At 45.7% G+C, this 16,049-nt stretch carries 13 protein-coding genes; 9 read left to right on the plus strand and 4 right to left on the minus strand.

Annotation, left to right across the window (positions count from 1 at the left end; genetic code table 11):
- Positions 1–204 precede the first annotated feature (204 nt).
- The 4 genes from GCHA_RS03740 to nlpI all read right to left on the minus strand — a co-directional run bounded on the left by GCHA_RS03740 (position 205) and on the right by nlpI (position 4,420).
- Positions 205–798 (minus strand): beta-phosphoglucomutase family hydrolase, encoded by a 594-nt coding sequence (locus GCHA_RS03740; RefSeq protein ID WP_007985198.1) that lies wholly within the window; start codon positions 796–798, stop codon positions 205–207.
- 121 nt (positions 799–919) lie between these two features.
- Positions 920–1,978, minus strand: a complete 1,059-nt coding sequence (nadA, locus tag GCHA_RS03745) for a quinolinate synthase NadA (RefSeq protein WP_007985200.1) — start codon at positions 1,976–1,978, stop codon at positions 920–922.
- Positions 1,979–2,077: 99 nt separating this feature from the next.
- Positions 2,078–3,496 carry an SEL1-like repeat protein gene (locus tag GCHA_RS03750; protein ID WP_007985203.1) on the minus strand — a complete coding sequence of 473 codons (1,419 nt, stop codon included), beginning with the start codon at positions 3,494–3,496 and terminating at the stop codon, positions 2,078–2,080.
- Positions 3,497–3,523: 27 nt separating this feature from the next.
- Positions 3,524–4,420, minus strand: a complete 897-nt coding sequence (gene nlpI, locus GCHA_RS03755) for a lipoprotein NlpI (protein WP_007985205.1) — start codon at positions 4,418–4,420, stop codon at positions 3,524–3,526.
- 199 nt (positions 4,421–4,619) lie between these two features.
- On the opposite strand from nlpI, the gene GCHA_RS03760 reads away from it, so the two are divergent.
- The 9 genes from GCHA_RS03760 (at position 4,620) to GCHA_RS03800 (ending at position 16,039) form a co-directional block, all read left to right on the plus strand.
- Positions 4,620–5,018 (plus strand): cytidine deaminase, encoded by a 399-nt coding sequence (locus GCHA_RS03760; protein WP_007985208.1) that lies wholly within the window; start codon positions 4,620–4,622, stop codon positions 5,016–5,018.
- A 295-nt stretch (positions 5,019–5,313) separates the two neighbouring features.
- Positions 5,314–6,153 carry a PEP-CTERM sorting domain-containing protein gene (locus GCHA_RS03765; RefSeq protein WP_007985210.1) on the plus strand — a complete coding sequence of 280 codons (840 nt, stop codon included), beginning with the start codon at positions 5,314–5,316 and terminating at the stop codon, positions 6,151–6,153.
- 337 nt (positions 6,154–6,490) lie between these two features.
- Positions 6,491–7,333, plus strand: coding sequence for an Npun_F0296 family exosortase-dependent surface protein (locus GCHA_RS03770; protein ID WP_007985213.1), 843 nt, complete (start codon positions 6,491–6,493; stop codon positions 7,331–7,333).
- 236 nt (positions 7,334–7,569) lie between these two features.
- Positions 7,570–8,241, plus strand: coding sequence for an RNA polymerase sigma factor (locus GCHA_RS03775; RefSeq protein ID WP_007985216.1), 672 nt, complete (start codon positions 7,570–7,572; stop codon positions 8,239–8,241).
- A complete protein-coding gene (locus GCHA_RS03780; protein ID WP_007985217.1) occupies positions 8,241–9,308 on the plus strand; it encodes a FecR family protein in 1,068 nt (355 codons plus the stop codon). Before GCHA_RS03775 ends, GCHA_RS03780 begins: the two co-directional genes overlap by 1 nt.
- A 177-nt stretch (positions 9,309–9,485) precedes the next feature.
- Positions 9,486–11,975, plus strand: a complete 2,490-nt coding sequence (locus GCHA_RS03785; RefSeq protein ID WP_007985218.1) for a TonB-dependent receptor — start codon at positions 9,486–9,488, stop codon at positions 11,973–11,975.
- Between the two features lie 120 nt (positions 11,976–12,095).
- On the plus strand, positions 12,096–13,595 hold the full coding sequence (locus GCHA_RS03790; protein WP_007985219.1) for a purple acid phosphatase family protein: 1,500 nt from the start codon (positions 12,096–12,098) through the stop codon (positions 13,593–13,595).
- Positions 13,596–13,923: 328 nt separating this feature from the next.
- The gene (locus GCHA_RS03795) at positions 13,924–15,498 is read left to right on the plus strand and encodes a YHYH protein (protein ID WP_007985220.1); all 1,575 of its coding nucleotides are present in this window, start codon (positions 13,924–13,926) and stop codon (positions 15,496–15,498) included.
- A gap of 1 nt (position 15,499) precedes the next feature.
- On the plus strand, positions 15,500–16,039 hold the full coding sequence (locus tag GCHA_RS03800; RefSeq protein WP_226992041.1) for a hypothetical protein: 540 nt from the start codon (positions 15,500–15,502) through the stop codon (positions 16,037–16,039).
- Positions 16,040–16,049 lie beyond the last annotated feature (10 nt).

The raw sequence follows: 16,049 nt of genomic DNA on the forward strand, positions 1-16,049 counted from the left end.
AGGCCGACTTTACCCACCTCTGTAAAACTTTTCATTTGCTTTATCGTCTTAAATCACAAACAGCGACATACAGACAAGCTTTTTAGCAGGCGCGTATGTTAGGGAAAACCGCTGACGTGCGCAAGTGTTTACTGAGATAAAGTGAGGATAGCGGTGATTTAACAACCAATTCCTTTTGATTGTTATGCTGGCTATGAATTTGGATTAAGCTGCTGGCAACTCTATCTTGCCATTAATCACCATAATGCAATCCATACCTGCATGCTCAGCAGCTTGACGGCCAATTTCTGTGTCTTCAAAGACCACACATTCCTTAGCTGTAAGCCCCATATTCTTGGCTACTGTTAAAAATGTTTCACCGTGAGGCTTACCGTGTGTCACGTCTGATGCGGTGACCACTGTTTCTACGTGCTCTAACAAGCCAGTTTCGGTTAACATACGAATCGCGTTTTCTCGTTCAGAGCCTGTACCAACTCCCATTCTAAGCGTACCTTTATAGCGCTGCATAACATCAAATGTTTCTTGAATGACCGATAAGCTTTCATCTAACGCTAACCAAGCTTGACGCTTAAATTCTGCAACCTCATCTAGATCATGGGTCATACTGTGTTTTTCATTCAGCAATTGCGCTATTTGTCGCGTGGGTACGCCACCTAAATCGTGAATGTATTGGCCGTCAAACGGATATCCAAATTGTTCGCAGGTTTGTTGCCATGCAATAGCATGAGATCCCATAGAGTCGATTAACGTACCGTCCATATCAAAAACGATCCCTTTGTAACGGCTTAAATCTGGCATGATTGCTCCTAAATAGTCGAATTAAAACAGAACTCTATACTGTTTATGTGGCCGAAAAATGAAAAAGCCAGCGTTGGCTGGCTTTCTCTTAATGGCAAAATGCTTCGCACATAAAATGGAACTATGCGTTGCCGGTAACCTTCATTTTTAGGTCGGCTGAGAAATCGAGCATTCTATCAAGCGGCACCAATGCTTTTTTACGCAGTTCGTCATCAACAAAGATTTCGTGCCCAGACGGTGCAGTTAGCGCATTGTAAATAGCTTCGAGTCCGTTCATCGCCATCCAAGGGCAATGGGCGCAGCTTTTGCAAGTTGCGCCATTACCTGCGGTGGGCGCTTCTAAAAAGGTTTTATTTGGCTCTAACTGCTGCATCTTATAAAAAATGCCTCGGTCAGTCGCTACAATAAACGTATCGTTAGGTAACGTACGAGAAGCATTGATAAGTTGGGTAGTTGAGCCTACAGCATCAGCGAGCTCAACAACACTCGCAGGTGATTCTGGGTGCACTAGCACAGCAGCATCGGGGTAAAGATGCTTCATGTCTCGCAGCGCTTTGGCAGAGAATTCGTCATGCACAATACACTCGCCTTGCCACATCAACATATCAGCGCCGGTTTCTTTAGCGATGTACGCCCCTAAATGACGGTCAGGCGCCCAGATAATTTTTTTGCCTTGGGCGTCTAAATGCTCAACAATTTCCAGAGCGATGCTGGATGTAACCACCCAATCAGCGCGCGCTTTTACCGCAGCAGATGTGTTGGCATATACCACAACGGTATGATCTGGGTGCGCATCACAAAATGCTGAAAACTCAGCGTCTGGGCAACCAATATCCAGTGAACAGGTTGCCTCTAAGGTAGGCATGATCACGGTTTTATCAGGGCTTAATATTTTAGCGGTTTCGCCCATGAAACGCACGCCAGCCACCACTAAAGTTTGCGCATCGCAGTCGCGACCATAACGTGCCATTTCAAGGGAGTCAGAAATACAACCCCCCGTTTCTTCGGCTAACGCTTGAATTTCGTGATCGGTATAGTAATGCGCAACCAAAGTGGCATTTTTTTCAATCAACAATTGTTTAATTTTGTCGATGTAATCTTGTTGCTGAACAGTAGTTAGTCGCGCTGGTTTTGCTGGGAACGGATAATCAACCGTGCCGATAGAAAGTGCCTGATTCATAGTGCTAAGTAGGTTTTCGCAAACATCGTAAGTCGTCTGGGTAGTATACCGTTTGTGCGCACAAAAATCACACTTCCTGTTATATCAAAATCAACCGACTTAATCTGCTTGTAGGTATTGCTGATAGCGGGTACGCCAGTATTCCCCTTGTTCAGCGTCGCCTTTGGCTTCATAACCTTGGTATAAATTAATGTAAGCAGGGGTTAATAAGGGCTTTTGCCCTAATCGTTCGGCCCATGCTTTAAGATAAAACTTTGGAATATAAGGCACATCGTAAAATTCCATGAAGGTCGTTTTTTGACTGGGTTTATATGCTTGCCACGGATGGTTATCACAAGTGCGAGCGGGACTTATCGTTACCCCTTCCTTGTTTCCTTGTATTAACCACTCCTTAATTACCGGTTTCTCCTGCCCCTGGCGCACTCTCAGGTTAGGTGCATTATTTGTGTGACAAATACTGCTCGCTAGCGCAGAGGACAAAGGGTATTCATCTACAAACCCTGCGAAATGGGCTAATTCATGCACGAAAACGTTGTAATCGTCTTTACTATCTAAAAACATCACCCCATTGTGCACATTTGCCTTCCCCGTATCAGCTAACACCACAATATGCGTAAAATCCTGCTCACTGAGAGAATGACTGAGCTGGGTGATATCGCAGCCCAATCGAGCTGCACCTTGCCAATTGGCCGAGCATGAGAGCGCTTCACTGCTTAGCCATATTGGCTGGTTAATGCATATAGGCAACGTCGTTAATCGTGTGTCGCTTTCGAAGCGATGCTTAAGCTCTTTGCCTTGCAAAACAGAATGCAAAGTGCTGGCTACAATTTGCAATTTTTGGTCGCACCGAGTAGTTGCTGCGTTATGCAATGCATTATTGCTGGGCTGTGAGTAGCCTGTCGCTAAAGCTTGCTCCTTAGCGCTAGAGCTAGCAATATTCGCTGAACTGAGCATTGACAAGAGCTCGACCGCATCTCGACTACCAAGCTCGGCAGCTTTGTTTAAAAGCGCACGCGCTTTGCGCTCTTGCCCCGCTATAGACAACCACTTAGCATAATACAGAGCACTTTGCGCATCTCGTGACGCGGCTTTTGTGAGCCAATACTGGGCTTTTTGTCGCTGGTTTTTCACCACAAAATGATGGTACAGAGCCACTTGCGCATCTATATCATCCTGCTGTGCTGCGTAAGAAAGCACCTTTATAGAAGCCCTACTTTGCTTAGTATTGCCTTGCAAATCAGAAAAATAGCGCTGCGCCTTTGGTGAGCCCGCTAATTTCGCGAAGTGTAGCCAGTAACCGCTTTTTTGCTTTATAGCTTGTTGACTAAGCCTAGATAACGCAGTTGGGTCACCTACTAGGTAGGCTTTATATAAGTAATGAAATGTTGCCTGATGATTGGCGGCTTGTTCGTTTAGAGAAGCTTGGGCATTTAGAAAGGTTAAGTAACATGCCATGTCGCTGCGCCCAGTGAATAACCAGGCGGCAGATAAAATGAACAATAGGCTGAGTTTCAGCACCTACTGCAACTTTTCGCTTGGTTATCGTTATGGTGCTTCACTGTCAGCGACAGCTTTATCACGCAGCATATCGAGCTCTAAACGGGCATATCTGTGCTCTACATATTCAAACACATTGGTGCTTAAAGCTAATTTAAAATAGTTAGACGCCACCCCGCGATTTCCCAGCGCTGAGTTGTACTTTCCTAAGTAAAAATAGGCTTCACACAGGCGGTCCGTTAACTCCTGCTGACTCGTCACCCCTTGAATTAACCCGTTTAATAAGGCCTGCTCGTCAATTCTTCCTAAGTAAAGATCAACCAGATGTGTTGCCCAATTGTCGCTACTCAAGTTTTCACGATTTTCACTCAATGTGACCAGAGCTTGCGGCTGATCAAGCTCACTCTGCGCGATAAAAGCCCAAAGTGCACGATAAGGGTCTGACTCGTCTTTTCGATAAAACTCGCCAAAATCATTGACGGCTAAATCCGGGCGCCCACCATAATAAAGAGCAATTCCTCGGTTTAAAAAAGCAAACTCGTACTCAGGATTAATATCTAAAGTGGCATCGAAGGCTTCATATGCTTGGATAAAATTCATTTGTTGGGTGTAATGTACCCCCAAGGAATTATACGCTTCGGCCATATCGGGTTTTAAGCGAATGGCGTGATCAAAGTCGTACTGTGCCAGACCAGCTAGCCCTACACTGTCGTAAAGCATTCCTCGCTGATGTAATAACTCTGCACGTTCTTGGTCTTCTAACGGCGCTTTGGCCAAAATTTGATTGTACCTAGCGATCGCCATTTGCGAGCGCACACTCATCGGTGCAGGCTCAGCTAATAACAAGTTACTCATTTGTGCTTGACTGCGCTGCGCTTGGTTACCGCCCGCACACCCCCCAAGCAATAATCCGAACAATACCAGTGAAAGAAATTTAATATGCATAAGAATGTACGACGCTTGACCTATAGTGATGGCGATAAAAATGTCAAATCAGCCAGAAGAATAATGCCCAGTAAACAGGCAGGGTGGCGTATTTACCTATAAATGTAAAGACAACAACCCAGTGAAAATTGCAATCTACTGTATCAAGTTGTAAAAATGATGCACACTAGCCAGCTACTTAGAAAAAAGCGATATTATTTTGAACAAGCAACAAACCGATTTACAGAGTCTATTCAACGCGGCATTAGATGTACAAGCTAAAGCCCATGCTCCTTATTCTGACTATCGAGTTGGGTCAGCCCTAGTGGCTGAGGACGGCAATACCTATACTGGCTGTAATGTAGAAAATGTCTCCTTTCCACTAGGCCAATGCGCAGAAGGCAACGCGTTAGCAGCTATGGTTGCAGGTGGCGCAAGACAGGTAAAAGAAATTCTGATCGCGAGCCCTAACGAGCATTTTTGTTCACCTTGTGGTGGTTGCCGCCAGCGTATTTTTGAATTCGCAAGTAAAGACACATTAGTCCATATGGCCACCAGCGAAGGGGAAATAAAAACACTTTCGATGAATGAAATATTACCCTTTGCATTTGACCAATGAACATTTTCGTTTATTGAGTGAGTGCAGGTCTGCAAAAACTGCTTAAAAACTAATCTACGAAAAACATGATTGATTAAAATTCCACCGCGACTATAATGAGCGCCATTACTAAGCGTATGCGTGAAGAAACAAAGCGCATAAAAAACGTCCAACTTTTTTACACTTATTTATTCAGGGTAATAAGACCAAAGTATAAGCCACTGAATAAAAACGAAAAATTAAAGTTGGCCTAGTTAGTGCTTAACCACTAATTCAAATAACAGTTTGCAGTTAGGTCGTCGTAAAGGAGTAACCTATGACACGTTTATTTAAGAAAGCTAAATTCATTTCAGCAGCCGCTTTACTAGCGCTAACTGCATCGCAAAATATCAGCGCGGCAACAATTAGTTTCGGTGGCCAAACCGCCACTGACAATTCCGGTAAAACAAGTAATAACGTAAATTCCGATAACACGATTAATGCAATCAGTGATGGTTTTTTTGTTGAAACCTTTGATGCGGCTACCGCTATTCCAGGTTTACCGGGCGCTAATGACACAAGCTATAATGTAGCGGGAAAATCAGACGGTTGCGCAATCAACTCGCCACTGGTTGTTCAACCTAGCTCAAGTGATGTGTTAAACGTACGTACTGGTTCGACTCGAAATGTTGCCGCAGCACCTGCAGGTGACAATACCTGCTACGCCTACACCACGCCTGAAACTGTCGGTCAAGACAGCTTTATTGACATTGACTACAGCAGCTTTTTGGCCAGCATTGGTAATATTGAAGCCTCTTTAGCCGGTTCAAGTATTGATTACCTAGGTTTCTACTGGGGCTCAATCGACACTTACAACACATTTGAATTCTATTCAGGCGCGACGTTAGTGGAAAGTATCACGGGTGGAGAAATCTTAGGTTTACTTGACGGTGAAGCAGGTGATAGAGAATCTGATAAATCAAATGTTTACGTGAACATCAACTTCACCGTTGACGATGCATTCGATCGTTTGCGTGTTATTTCTTCTGGTGTCGCAGGCGAGTTTGATAACATAGTCGTCGGGCTTTCTAATCGTAATGTGCCGGCTCCGGCTAGCTTAGCCTTTTTAGGCTTAGGCATAATGGGCATGGTAATACGTAAAAAATTAAAAAAATAAGCTTATTATTTTTTCACTGAAAAGCCGGTCCGCCGGCTTTTTTTGTGCCTCAAATTTATGTCAACGCCTTCACTTTCAATTCTTAGAGTCACTCGCCCAAGCACGGTTAAGCGGCCGATTAGCCGCTAAAAATGAAAATGAGCGCGTTGCAACGCAACTATGAAATTTTTACACACAGTGTTCATTTTAACAGCAATCCGGTCAATATTTTTTACGCTTTCGGCAGGTATTTTTACCAAACAAATACAATACCATGATAAATCACACTAATTTCTCTTGGCACTATTTATGCTAATACTTAAGTAGCAGTAATAGTAGCTGCGTAATGGAGTTACACATGAAAATTTTAAAGCACAAGAACAAATTAGCTGTATTTACAACCACCTTAATCGCATTAGCAGTTAGCCAAACTGTTGGTGCTGCTGTTATAACATTTGGCGGCCAAACCGCGACTGATGGCTCTGGTAAAACCAGTTCAGAAATCAACGCTGATAACACAATTAACGACATATCAGATGGTTTTTTTGTTGAGACCTTTGATAGAGCCACTGCCATCGATAGCCTCCCCCTCACACCCGACGATAGTTACAACGTCGCTGGGGCGTCGAGCGGTTGTGCGATAAACTCGCCGTTAGATGTGACAGCGAGTGACGCGTCCGTACTAAATGTTCGCAAAGGCTCTTCACGCAACGTGGCTGCGGCACCAGCTGGTGATAATTCCTGTTATGCTTACACCACACCAAGCACGGTGGGCGTCGATAGTTTTGTAGATATTGATTACACTAACTTTTTAAACAGTATCGGCTCAACGGCTCCCTCTCTTGCTGGCTCAAGCGTAAATTACTTAGGCTTTTATTGGGGCTCAGTTGATACCTACAATTCGTTTGAGTTTTACTCTAATGATATTTTAGTGAGCCGCATCACGGGCGCAGAACTACTGGCTGAGCTAAATGGCACTGCGGGTGATCAGGAGGCGGACTCATCAAATGTTTACGTCAACATCGCTTTCGATGCAAGTGAGGCATTTAACCGCTTAAGAGTGGTGTCATCTGGGATCGCAGGCGAGTTCGATAATATCGTCGTTGGTTTAGATAAGCGCGACGTACCTGCCCCAACTAACCTTGCCATTCTAGGATTGGGCCTATTAGGCCTTGGGATGAGCAAACGCTTTAAAAAATAAGGTTAAAATAAACAGTGACGAAAAGCCGGCTTGCCGGCTTTTTAGTGCCGCATGTTTAACCGCCTTCTACTCTTAGTCATTTCTTCATCCCCAAAAAAACAGTACACATAAAACGCATTATTTAGCGCCCCATTGTGACGCTTTTATTAAATTTGAGGTGACACACTCCCCTGTCATGTTTCTGTTTTACTCGGCTATTACTATCCGTTAGTTTTTAGCGTGTAAGAGTAACCCTAATGAGTAAAACGCTACAAAAGGCTTCGTTGTTTTTTCTAAATTCCTATACGAAACCCCAAACCCTGGCGCTCACGCCCGCGCCTGATAAACCTAAAAAAGCGCGTGAATTGAACGCAGTTGATAGATTGTTTCGAGAGCATTGGCGCGATGTATGTCGAGTTCTACATGCATGCTATGGCTCTGGGCCGCCCGAGCCAGAAGACGTCGCCCAAGAAGCCTTTAGTCGCTTCGCGCAATTACGTAATCTAGAAAAAATAGACGATCCCAAAGCGTATATCATCAAAATAGCGATGAATATCACCCTTAAGTCAATCAGTCGCCTATGCAAAACGCGCGCATTTATTGATGAGCACATTCAACACACACAAGAGCAATGTGACGAAATGTCTCCTGAAACTATTTTACAGGCAGAACAACGTATCGCGGCTATTCAAAAAGGCACTGAGCAACTGAGTGAGAAGCAGCGCGAAATATTGATGCGCGCCAGAATTAAAGGTCAAACATACACTCAAATATCCACTGATACAGGTTGGAGCGTCGCGGATATTTGTCGCCAACTAAACGCCGCGATGGCCTTGTTAGAGAGCATCGACGAGCAGGCAAATAATACCTGCCACCAAATGCCGGCCACAGACGCTTCTTCTAGTAACTTTTCTTTTGAGCAAAAATAATGACAGATCCAAAAAATGCGGCGAACGCTACCGCGCTGAACAGCAATCAAAACACTGAACTGCCTGCATCATCAGCCAAAGTTCAAGCCAGAGAATGGCTTACCTATTTATATTCAGGTGACATTTCCAGCAAAAAACGTGAAGAATTTTTAATCTGGTTAAACAGTAGCGAAGAAAACAAAACCGCTTTTAATCGCAGTCACGAGGTTTGGCAAACAATCGGCATGACCGACTCTGCCGTTCAGTGGATACAGCAACATACTGTTACCCAAGCCGAGACCGTGAAGCCCACAAAATCTAAAGGTGTATTCGCTAAATCGTTATTAGTATTCGGTGCTATGGCTGCCAGTGTAGCCTTACTGGTATTTAACGGTGTATTCAATACCACAACCCATCTTGAGATACCCCAACCACTTACGGCATTTACATCCCCTGTGGGGCAAAACCGCACTATCACCTTAAGTGATGGCACCGATGTCACTTTGGCGGGTAATTCAAGCATTCTGGTTGCTATTAACCAGAATGAGAGGCGCGTGACCTTGCGCAAAGGCAGCGCCTATTTTGACGTCACCCATGATCCTAGCCGCGTATTTTCAGTCAGTGCTCAGCAAACCGAAGTACGGGTGCGTGGCACCGCTTTTGAAGTTAAGTACAGCGCGAACAACAACCTCAAAATTTCAGTTGAGCGCGGTTTAGTCGACGTTGCTGACTTACCAGAATCCCCAGATCAAGAAGAGCAAGTATTACAGCTAAGACCAAATGAACAATTACGCACTGACATTCAAGGGCGCTTTATCTCTGCGATTACCATTTTTCAACCAGAGACTGAATTTTCGTGGTTGAACCAGCGCTTAGTCTACGATGATGTTCCCCTCAAAAATGTGATCATGGACATCAACCGCTACGCGAAAAAACCTGTAGTTATCTTGGACGACAGCATTAATGAGCTGCCAATCACAGCATCATTTACCTTCGAGCAAATCGAACCTATGTTAGAAGGCTTAGCCGCTGCCTACCCGATTGCACTCACTCATGAAGCAAACCGCAGTGTGTTAACCCACAAATAATAAGCCTGAGCCGGCCAGGTTTCCCTCCTGCCGGCTCATTTGATGATTAAGGTTATGCAAACGGATAAATAACCACCCATTGTGTGAAGTTTTTATTAAACAAACACTTAAGCTGAAAAAATTATCGCGCTGATGACTCTTCTAGCGAAACCACATTAACTAACTGGAAGTAACATCATGAATACACTTAACCGTTCGATAAAATTCGCCCTGTTTGGCACGGCGCTCTCAGCCTTAGCTCCTATGCAAGTAACAGCGCAACAATCCCAAGTTAATATTTCAGTGCAACCTTTAGGGCAGGCGTTGAACTTGTTATCTCAACAAACAGGTACTGTCATCATTGCCCCAAGCCGCTTGGTCAGTAACAAACAAGCGGTTGCCACCTCAGGGGAGCTTAGTGTTCTCAATGCAGTAAAAAAATTGTTGCAAGGTAGTGGTTTAGAAGCCCACGAAGAACCAAGTGGGGCGATTGTTATTAAAAAAGCGGATAAACGCACTCAAACACAAAGCAAGCGGGCGTCAACCTATCAAGCCCCTATGGACGAGGTTGTCGTCACGGCTTTAAAACGCGATAGCAGCTTACAAGATACTCCGGTGGCCATTTCAGTGTTAGGCGGCGATGAACTAAAAGCGCAAGGTGTTACAGACTTTACAGATTTAATTGATAGCTTGTCGGGAATATCCATTAATTCAGCCTTTGGCGGCCCTGAAAATAGCTTTATTACCATACGCGGTATTGGCGGTGCAGACGATTACAAACCTAACGGAAACCCGTCAGTGGCGTTACACGTCGATGGTATTTATCAAACATCCAATGCCTATTTAAGCATGCCACTTTTCGATTTAGAACGCATTGAAGTACTCAAAGGGCCTCAAGGCACGCTTTATGGGCGTAACACCACAGCCGGAGCCATCAATGCTATTACACGTGCCCCAGGGGAAGAGCTAAACGGTTACGCTGATATCGAATACGGCTCTTACGACTTTGTATCGGGTACCGCTGCGGTCGGTGGGAAGGTTTCTGACAATTTAGGCGTTCGTGTTGCTGTACTAATGGAGCAAGGGGGCGGTTTCATGGATGGCAAAGGTGCAGGCAATTTCGCAGGCTTTGTACCGGAAGGCACTGAAGGTATTGTTCCTCCAGTCGCTGACCCAGGTGAACGTGACGGATTCGGCGACGCCGACCTGTTTGCATTTCGTGGCACAGCCGTTTATGACTTTGATGATGTTACGTCCCTCACATTGCACTATTTCACCAGCCAAGATCGCGGTGACACACGTCAGTATGATCGTATCGCTTTTGCCGATGACAACCCCGCATTAAACGCCGGTGAAGGTAACGACCCATATGACTTTTACACCAGTGAATATTACTCCCATGAAATTGATGTGAGTGGTTTTTCTGGTGATTTCAACCACCAACTTCAATCCGGCATGAATCTAGACGTGCTATTCGCCTTACAAAGTAGTGAGCGTAATGTCAGTGGTAACGGCGACGGCACATCATTTCCTCGTTATCAGTACAACTTCGACGACGAGCTTGACCAAACTTCGCTAGAAATACGTTTGAGTGATGCAACTGGCGGTGAATTCGACTGGATTGCTGGCGCATTCTTTATCAACGACTCTGTGGACTTCACCAGCAACTGGACCAGTTACGCTGTTTTGTCTCAGTACAGTTCACCATACAATCAGCGTCGTAATAGTTTCGCGACCTTTGGAAACATAGACTGGAACATTTCAAACGACTTGGTCATCAGTGGCGGCCTTCGTTACACCAAAGACAATGCCAAATTTCGTGGCGAAAACATCGATGCCGACCCTTGGGGATTATCCGTCTTCGAGGATACATTCCAAACAGACGCCAATTTCTCATGGGACCGAGAATTTGATGACAGCAATGTATCTGGCAAACTGGCCATTCAATATTTTGTCAACGACAACCTAAACGTGTTTGCATCTGTCAGTACTGCCTATCGCGGCGGCGGTTTTGACGGCACCTCAATATTTTCTGAAGAAGAAACCCAGCCTTTTGAATCAGAAGAAGTACTCGCCTATGAAGCAGGAGCCCGTTACGTTACAGACAGCATCAACTTCACCTTTGACCTGTTCTCTTATGATTTTGAAGAACTTCAAGCCACAGCCCGCTTATCAAATGATACCAACGGCAGAACCAACGTCGGTGAGGCAACAGTGCGCGGTGCAGAAGCGTCAATCGCGGTAACTCTATATGAAGCTGACGATCACAAAATCACCTTTAACACAGCCGGTACGTATCTAGATACTGAGATTACCGAGTTTAGCTCTAACCGAGTAAACGATGTCATCAGCACCATAGGTGACCCACTGCCAGGCTCACCAGAATGGAGCCAAACCGCAGCGCTAAACTACCAAACGTCGCTATCCAACAATACTCAACTGAACGCACGCTTGAATTACAGCTATCACGGTGAAGAATCAAACCGTTTGAACGCTGGCGATGGTAATACCGCACCCTCTTATAATTTACTAGGAGTACGTCTTGATGTGACGTTTGCAAACGGCCTAAATGTGTATGCATATGGGCGTAACATCACAGATGAAGTGTACTTTCTCGAGTTAAATGGTGGGGCGCGCTTAGTGGGCGCACCGGCTACTTACGGCGGTGGTGTGAGTTACGCATTTTAATTCACGGTTGATACTGGCAACTATAGCGAGTGTGAAAGCTCGCTTATAGTGTCGCATCTAACGCGCTACGGATTAACGTGGCGCGTTAGCTTTTTTTTTCGTTACGCTTTAGGTTTTTTTATGACAGTGTCACTTTTATCTTTCCCAATACGAACGCTGCTGTTCATTTCGCTGTGGTTAATCACGAGTGCCGCCAGCAGCGAATCTGCGCCTGCTAAGGCCTTAACACCCCACCCTGGTGCTACTGATTGGCCCGACCGAATTATTGCCACCCCTACAGCCTTCCCTGCAAATAGTTTTTCATTAACTTGGCGCACCGACCAAAGCGTGAAAAAAAGCTATGGGCAAATTGTTCAAGCCAGGCCAAATGCTCGCTACGATGTGAATGCAGCGCAATTTGCAGCACAAACACACACCATGTCATTAGCACAGGGCAATATCCCAGAAGGTCAATTTAGCTACCCTGTGAACGAAGGGCTACAGAATGTAAGTTACCATTCACTTACCTTTAAAGGCTTGAAATCAGATACTTATTACAATTATCGGGTTGCTGGGGCCAATGGAAAATGGTCACCTTGGCAACAAATAAAAACCGCTAGCGCAAAGGCCAACCAAGAGTTTTCCTTTTTGTACTTTGGTGATGCTCAAAACGGCATTTATTCACACTGGCCGCTAATGCTGCGCAGAGCATGGCAACACGCTCAAGACGCGCAATTTGCTATTTACGCAGGGGATTTAGTCAATGAGGGAGCAAGCGACCAACAGTGGTCAAATTGGTTAAATGCGGGGCAGTTTATCCATCGAACTCTGCCTGCTGTGTTAGTGGCAGGTAATCATGAGTACGATTGGCAAGTGCGCGAAAATGCACAAAAAAACTGGGCCTTGTCGACGCTGTGGCAAAACCAGTTTACCTTGCCGCAGACCCCAGCTCTACCTGATGCACTGCAAGAAACAGCCTATGTTACTCATTACCCTGATATGGATGTTTTCGTACTCGACTCTGAAGCGCGCGGTGACATCAACCTGCTGCAAGCTCAAGCACAATGGTTAGACCAAGCGCTGCAAGCTAGCACAGCAAAATGGCGTATCGTTACTATGCACCATCCTATATTTTCATCTTGCGGCATGCCGCTAAATACCCCAGGCCAAGACGAACCAGAAATACGTGCCGCTTTTTTGCCTATTATGTTAAAGCACGAGGTCGATTTGGTACTGCAAGGACATGATCATGCCTATGCCCGTGGCAGTATTGGCACCGATATCGATGCTGAAAGCGTGGCGACATCAACCGCTTCAAAACAGATCAAAAGCGTTTTTATTACCAGCGTTGCAGGGCCTAAAACCTACCCTATTAAACCGACTCGCTGGGACGAGTATAAAAAGTACGGCGTTAAGCTTGAACGTATTGCTGAAAACACCCCAACCTATCAAGTCATCAGTAAAACCAAGGATACCCTTAAGTATCAATCGTTCACTGCTGACGGAGACATATACGACGCGTTTACCTTAAGCAAAGACCAAGATGGCCACAAAACACTAAACGTCGCCAAAGCCTTGCCACCAGAGCGCACTTTTAACAACACAGGCGCATACAAAAGTCATCACGATCTAGCAGAATAATGCGTTAAGTCTGCGCCGATTAACCTATGTACCAACGCCGGGGTGCTCTTTGCTCCCCGTATTGCACCCAACGCCCCAACAACCCACGACAAATCCATAGAACAATCGGTCAATAAAGAGTTTGTGCCACAACAAAGGCACCCTGAAAACCGAGTGATAACTTGCGTCCAACTCCCCTAGAACTTCGTCACATCTGCGCCACACCTGCACTATATCTGCACCACATCCGCACTATATCTGCGCCATATCTACACGATATCTACGCCATATCTGGACATTTATTCATTATATTCTGAGGCTAAGATTGGCCCTCACAATAGGTTCGACAATGGCTAAAAAACAACTCTCTTCATACAGCAAGTGGACAAACGTATTTTTATTGTGCGTCTTCCTTGGCGGCTGTGGTTCAGATTCATCAAACGGCGACGACAGCACGTCAGAGCAAACCACTAACTCAGCTTTGACCGTTGACGCTGGTGATGCGCAAACGGTGACAAGTGGCGACACAGTGACACTCACGGCCAGTATCTCAGATGATGATACAAGTTATGGTGTTAGCTGGGTCCAACTATCAGGAACTGACGTAACCCTAACGGACAGCGCATCAGCGAGCACCAGTTTCATAGCACCCGTCGTTAGCAGTGCTGAAACGCTGCAATTTCAAGTCTCAGTAGATGATGGCAGCAATGATGCAGTCACCGATACCGTATCGGTGACGGTCAGTGCAGACGAGGCAAACGATGATGCGACCAACGACAGCGTCTGGATAATCAATACCACCAATGAAGTCTCAAGCCGCATTTTGGATTCGTCCACCGGCGTTGGTGTGCTGGTTAACGTGCAATCCGTCGAAGATGAAACCATAGATACCGTTGACTATACCCTTGTTACCAGCCAAGGGATCCCGAAATACGATGTAACCGTGACCCAAGATATTATTGACGCTATCAACGAACGCCCCAAAGCCAGCTCAGATTTAGTCACGGGACAAACAACTGCATCGGTAGGCGACGTTGTAGAGTTTGGCGAAGATGTTGGGTACGTCAGTAGTGGGCAAAATTGTGATACCAATGCCGGCTATGGTTACTGGCCGCCAGGGCCTGCTTGCCCTACTGAAGATGAAAGAGAGGTGTACTTCCCCAAAGCCCCTCAAGCAACCACGGAAGAATGCGAAAATGGCTTAGGTAAAGTAGGCTTATTTGTGAATGGCTCATCCGTGTATAACTGGGGGGATGGAATGAGCTACAACAACGATGGCTCTTGGCAAAACTTAGCACCCGTTGCAGAGCAATATGATGTTGATATTTGTGGCGGGCATTCAGCTAACGGTGACTATCATCACCATTTTTATACTCGATGTTTAGCCGATCTCGTTGGTGATAGCGGCGATCAACACTCGCCTATTTATGGTTACGCCGCCGATGGCTACCCTATTTATGGCCCTTGGCAAAGCAATGGTCAGTTAGCCGTAAGTGCGTGGCAAGTGCGCGATTATTCTTCGAGCTCAGCCACGGGTTGCGCTGACAACGCTCGCAGCTGCACTTTGGTTGATCAATACGACATATCGCTGGGGACAGAAACCGCGACCCAAGGCCCAGAGTTTGATGATGTAGTTGAAACACTATCAGGTAACCAACTTGTTGCCGAGAACGGCTACTACTTCGAAGATTACTTTTGGAACAGCGAATTAACCGCGCAAGGTGGAGCCTACCTAGACCAATACAATGGGCATACTGACAGCACGCGCGGCTACCATTACCACATCACTATAGCGCAAGAAAATGACGCCTATGTGCCTGCATTCCCCTACATTATCGGCACTCGATTTGCCGGACAATTACAAGATAATGCCGTCGCTTCATGCAGCACTGGGGCGGTGTTGGGCCCCCCGCCAGGAGGATAATATGAGATTTCGACAACGCAAATCCCTTAGTAGACAGGATGTAATGACCTCGATTTTGGTCATTGCCGCTACGCTTTTCAGCGTAGCGGCTAATAACGCTCTAGCATCAACCGAAATACATGAGCATAAAGCGCGAGACATCGGCCAGGGCACTTTGATCCCTAAGATCCAGTTGCAGGTTTTTCGAGATCAAATAGACGGTGTGAATATTCATGTTGAAGTGGATAATTATCTACTCAATGCCCCAAACATAGCGAAAAAAGAAAGCAACACCGGCGCGATTTTGCAAGGCCATGCCCATGTATATGTTAACGGGGTTAAGCGCCAGCGATTGTACGGCGAAGATGTACACATACCCCAAAGCTGGTTGAAAACAGGGGTGAACCAAGTCGCGGTATCGTTAAATAGTCACCAACATGAAAATTGGATGTCGGGGGATCACAGCATTGTTGGTTCGGTGTTTCTTGACTTATCTAAAAAAGACATCGTGCTGCACACCTTCACCTCACAGCCGATTGAAAACAAACATGCGCACCACTAGGCGGGCATGT

This window comes from Paraglaciecola chathamensis S18K6 (assembly GCA_000314955.1).
Taxonomy (GTDB): domain Bacteria; phylum Pseudomonadota; class Gammaproteobacteria; order Enterobacterales; family Alteromonadaceae; genus Paraglaciecola; species Paraglaciecola chathamensis.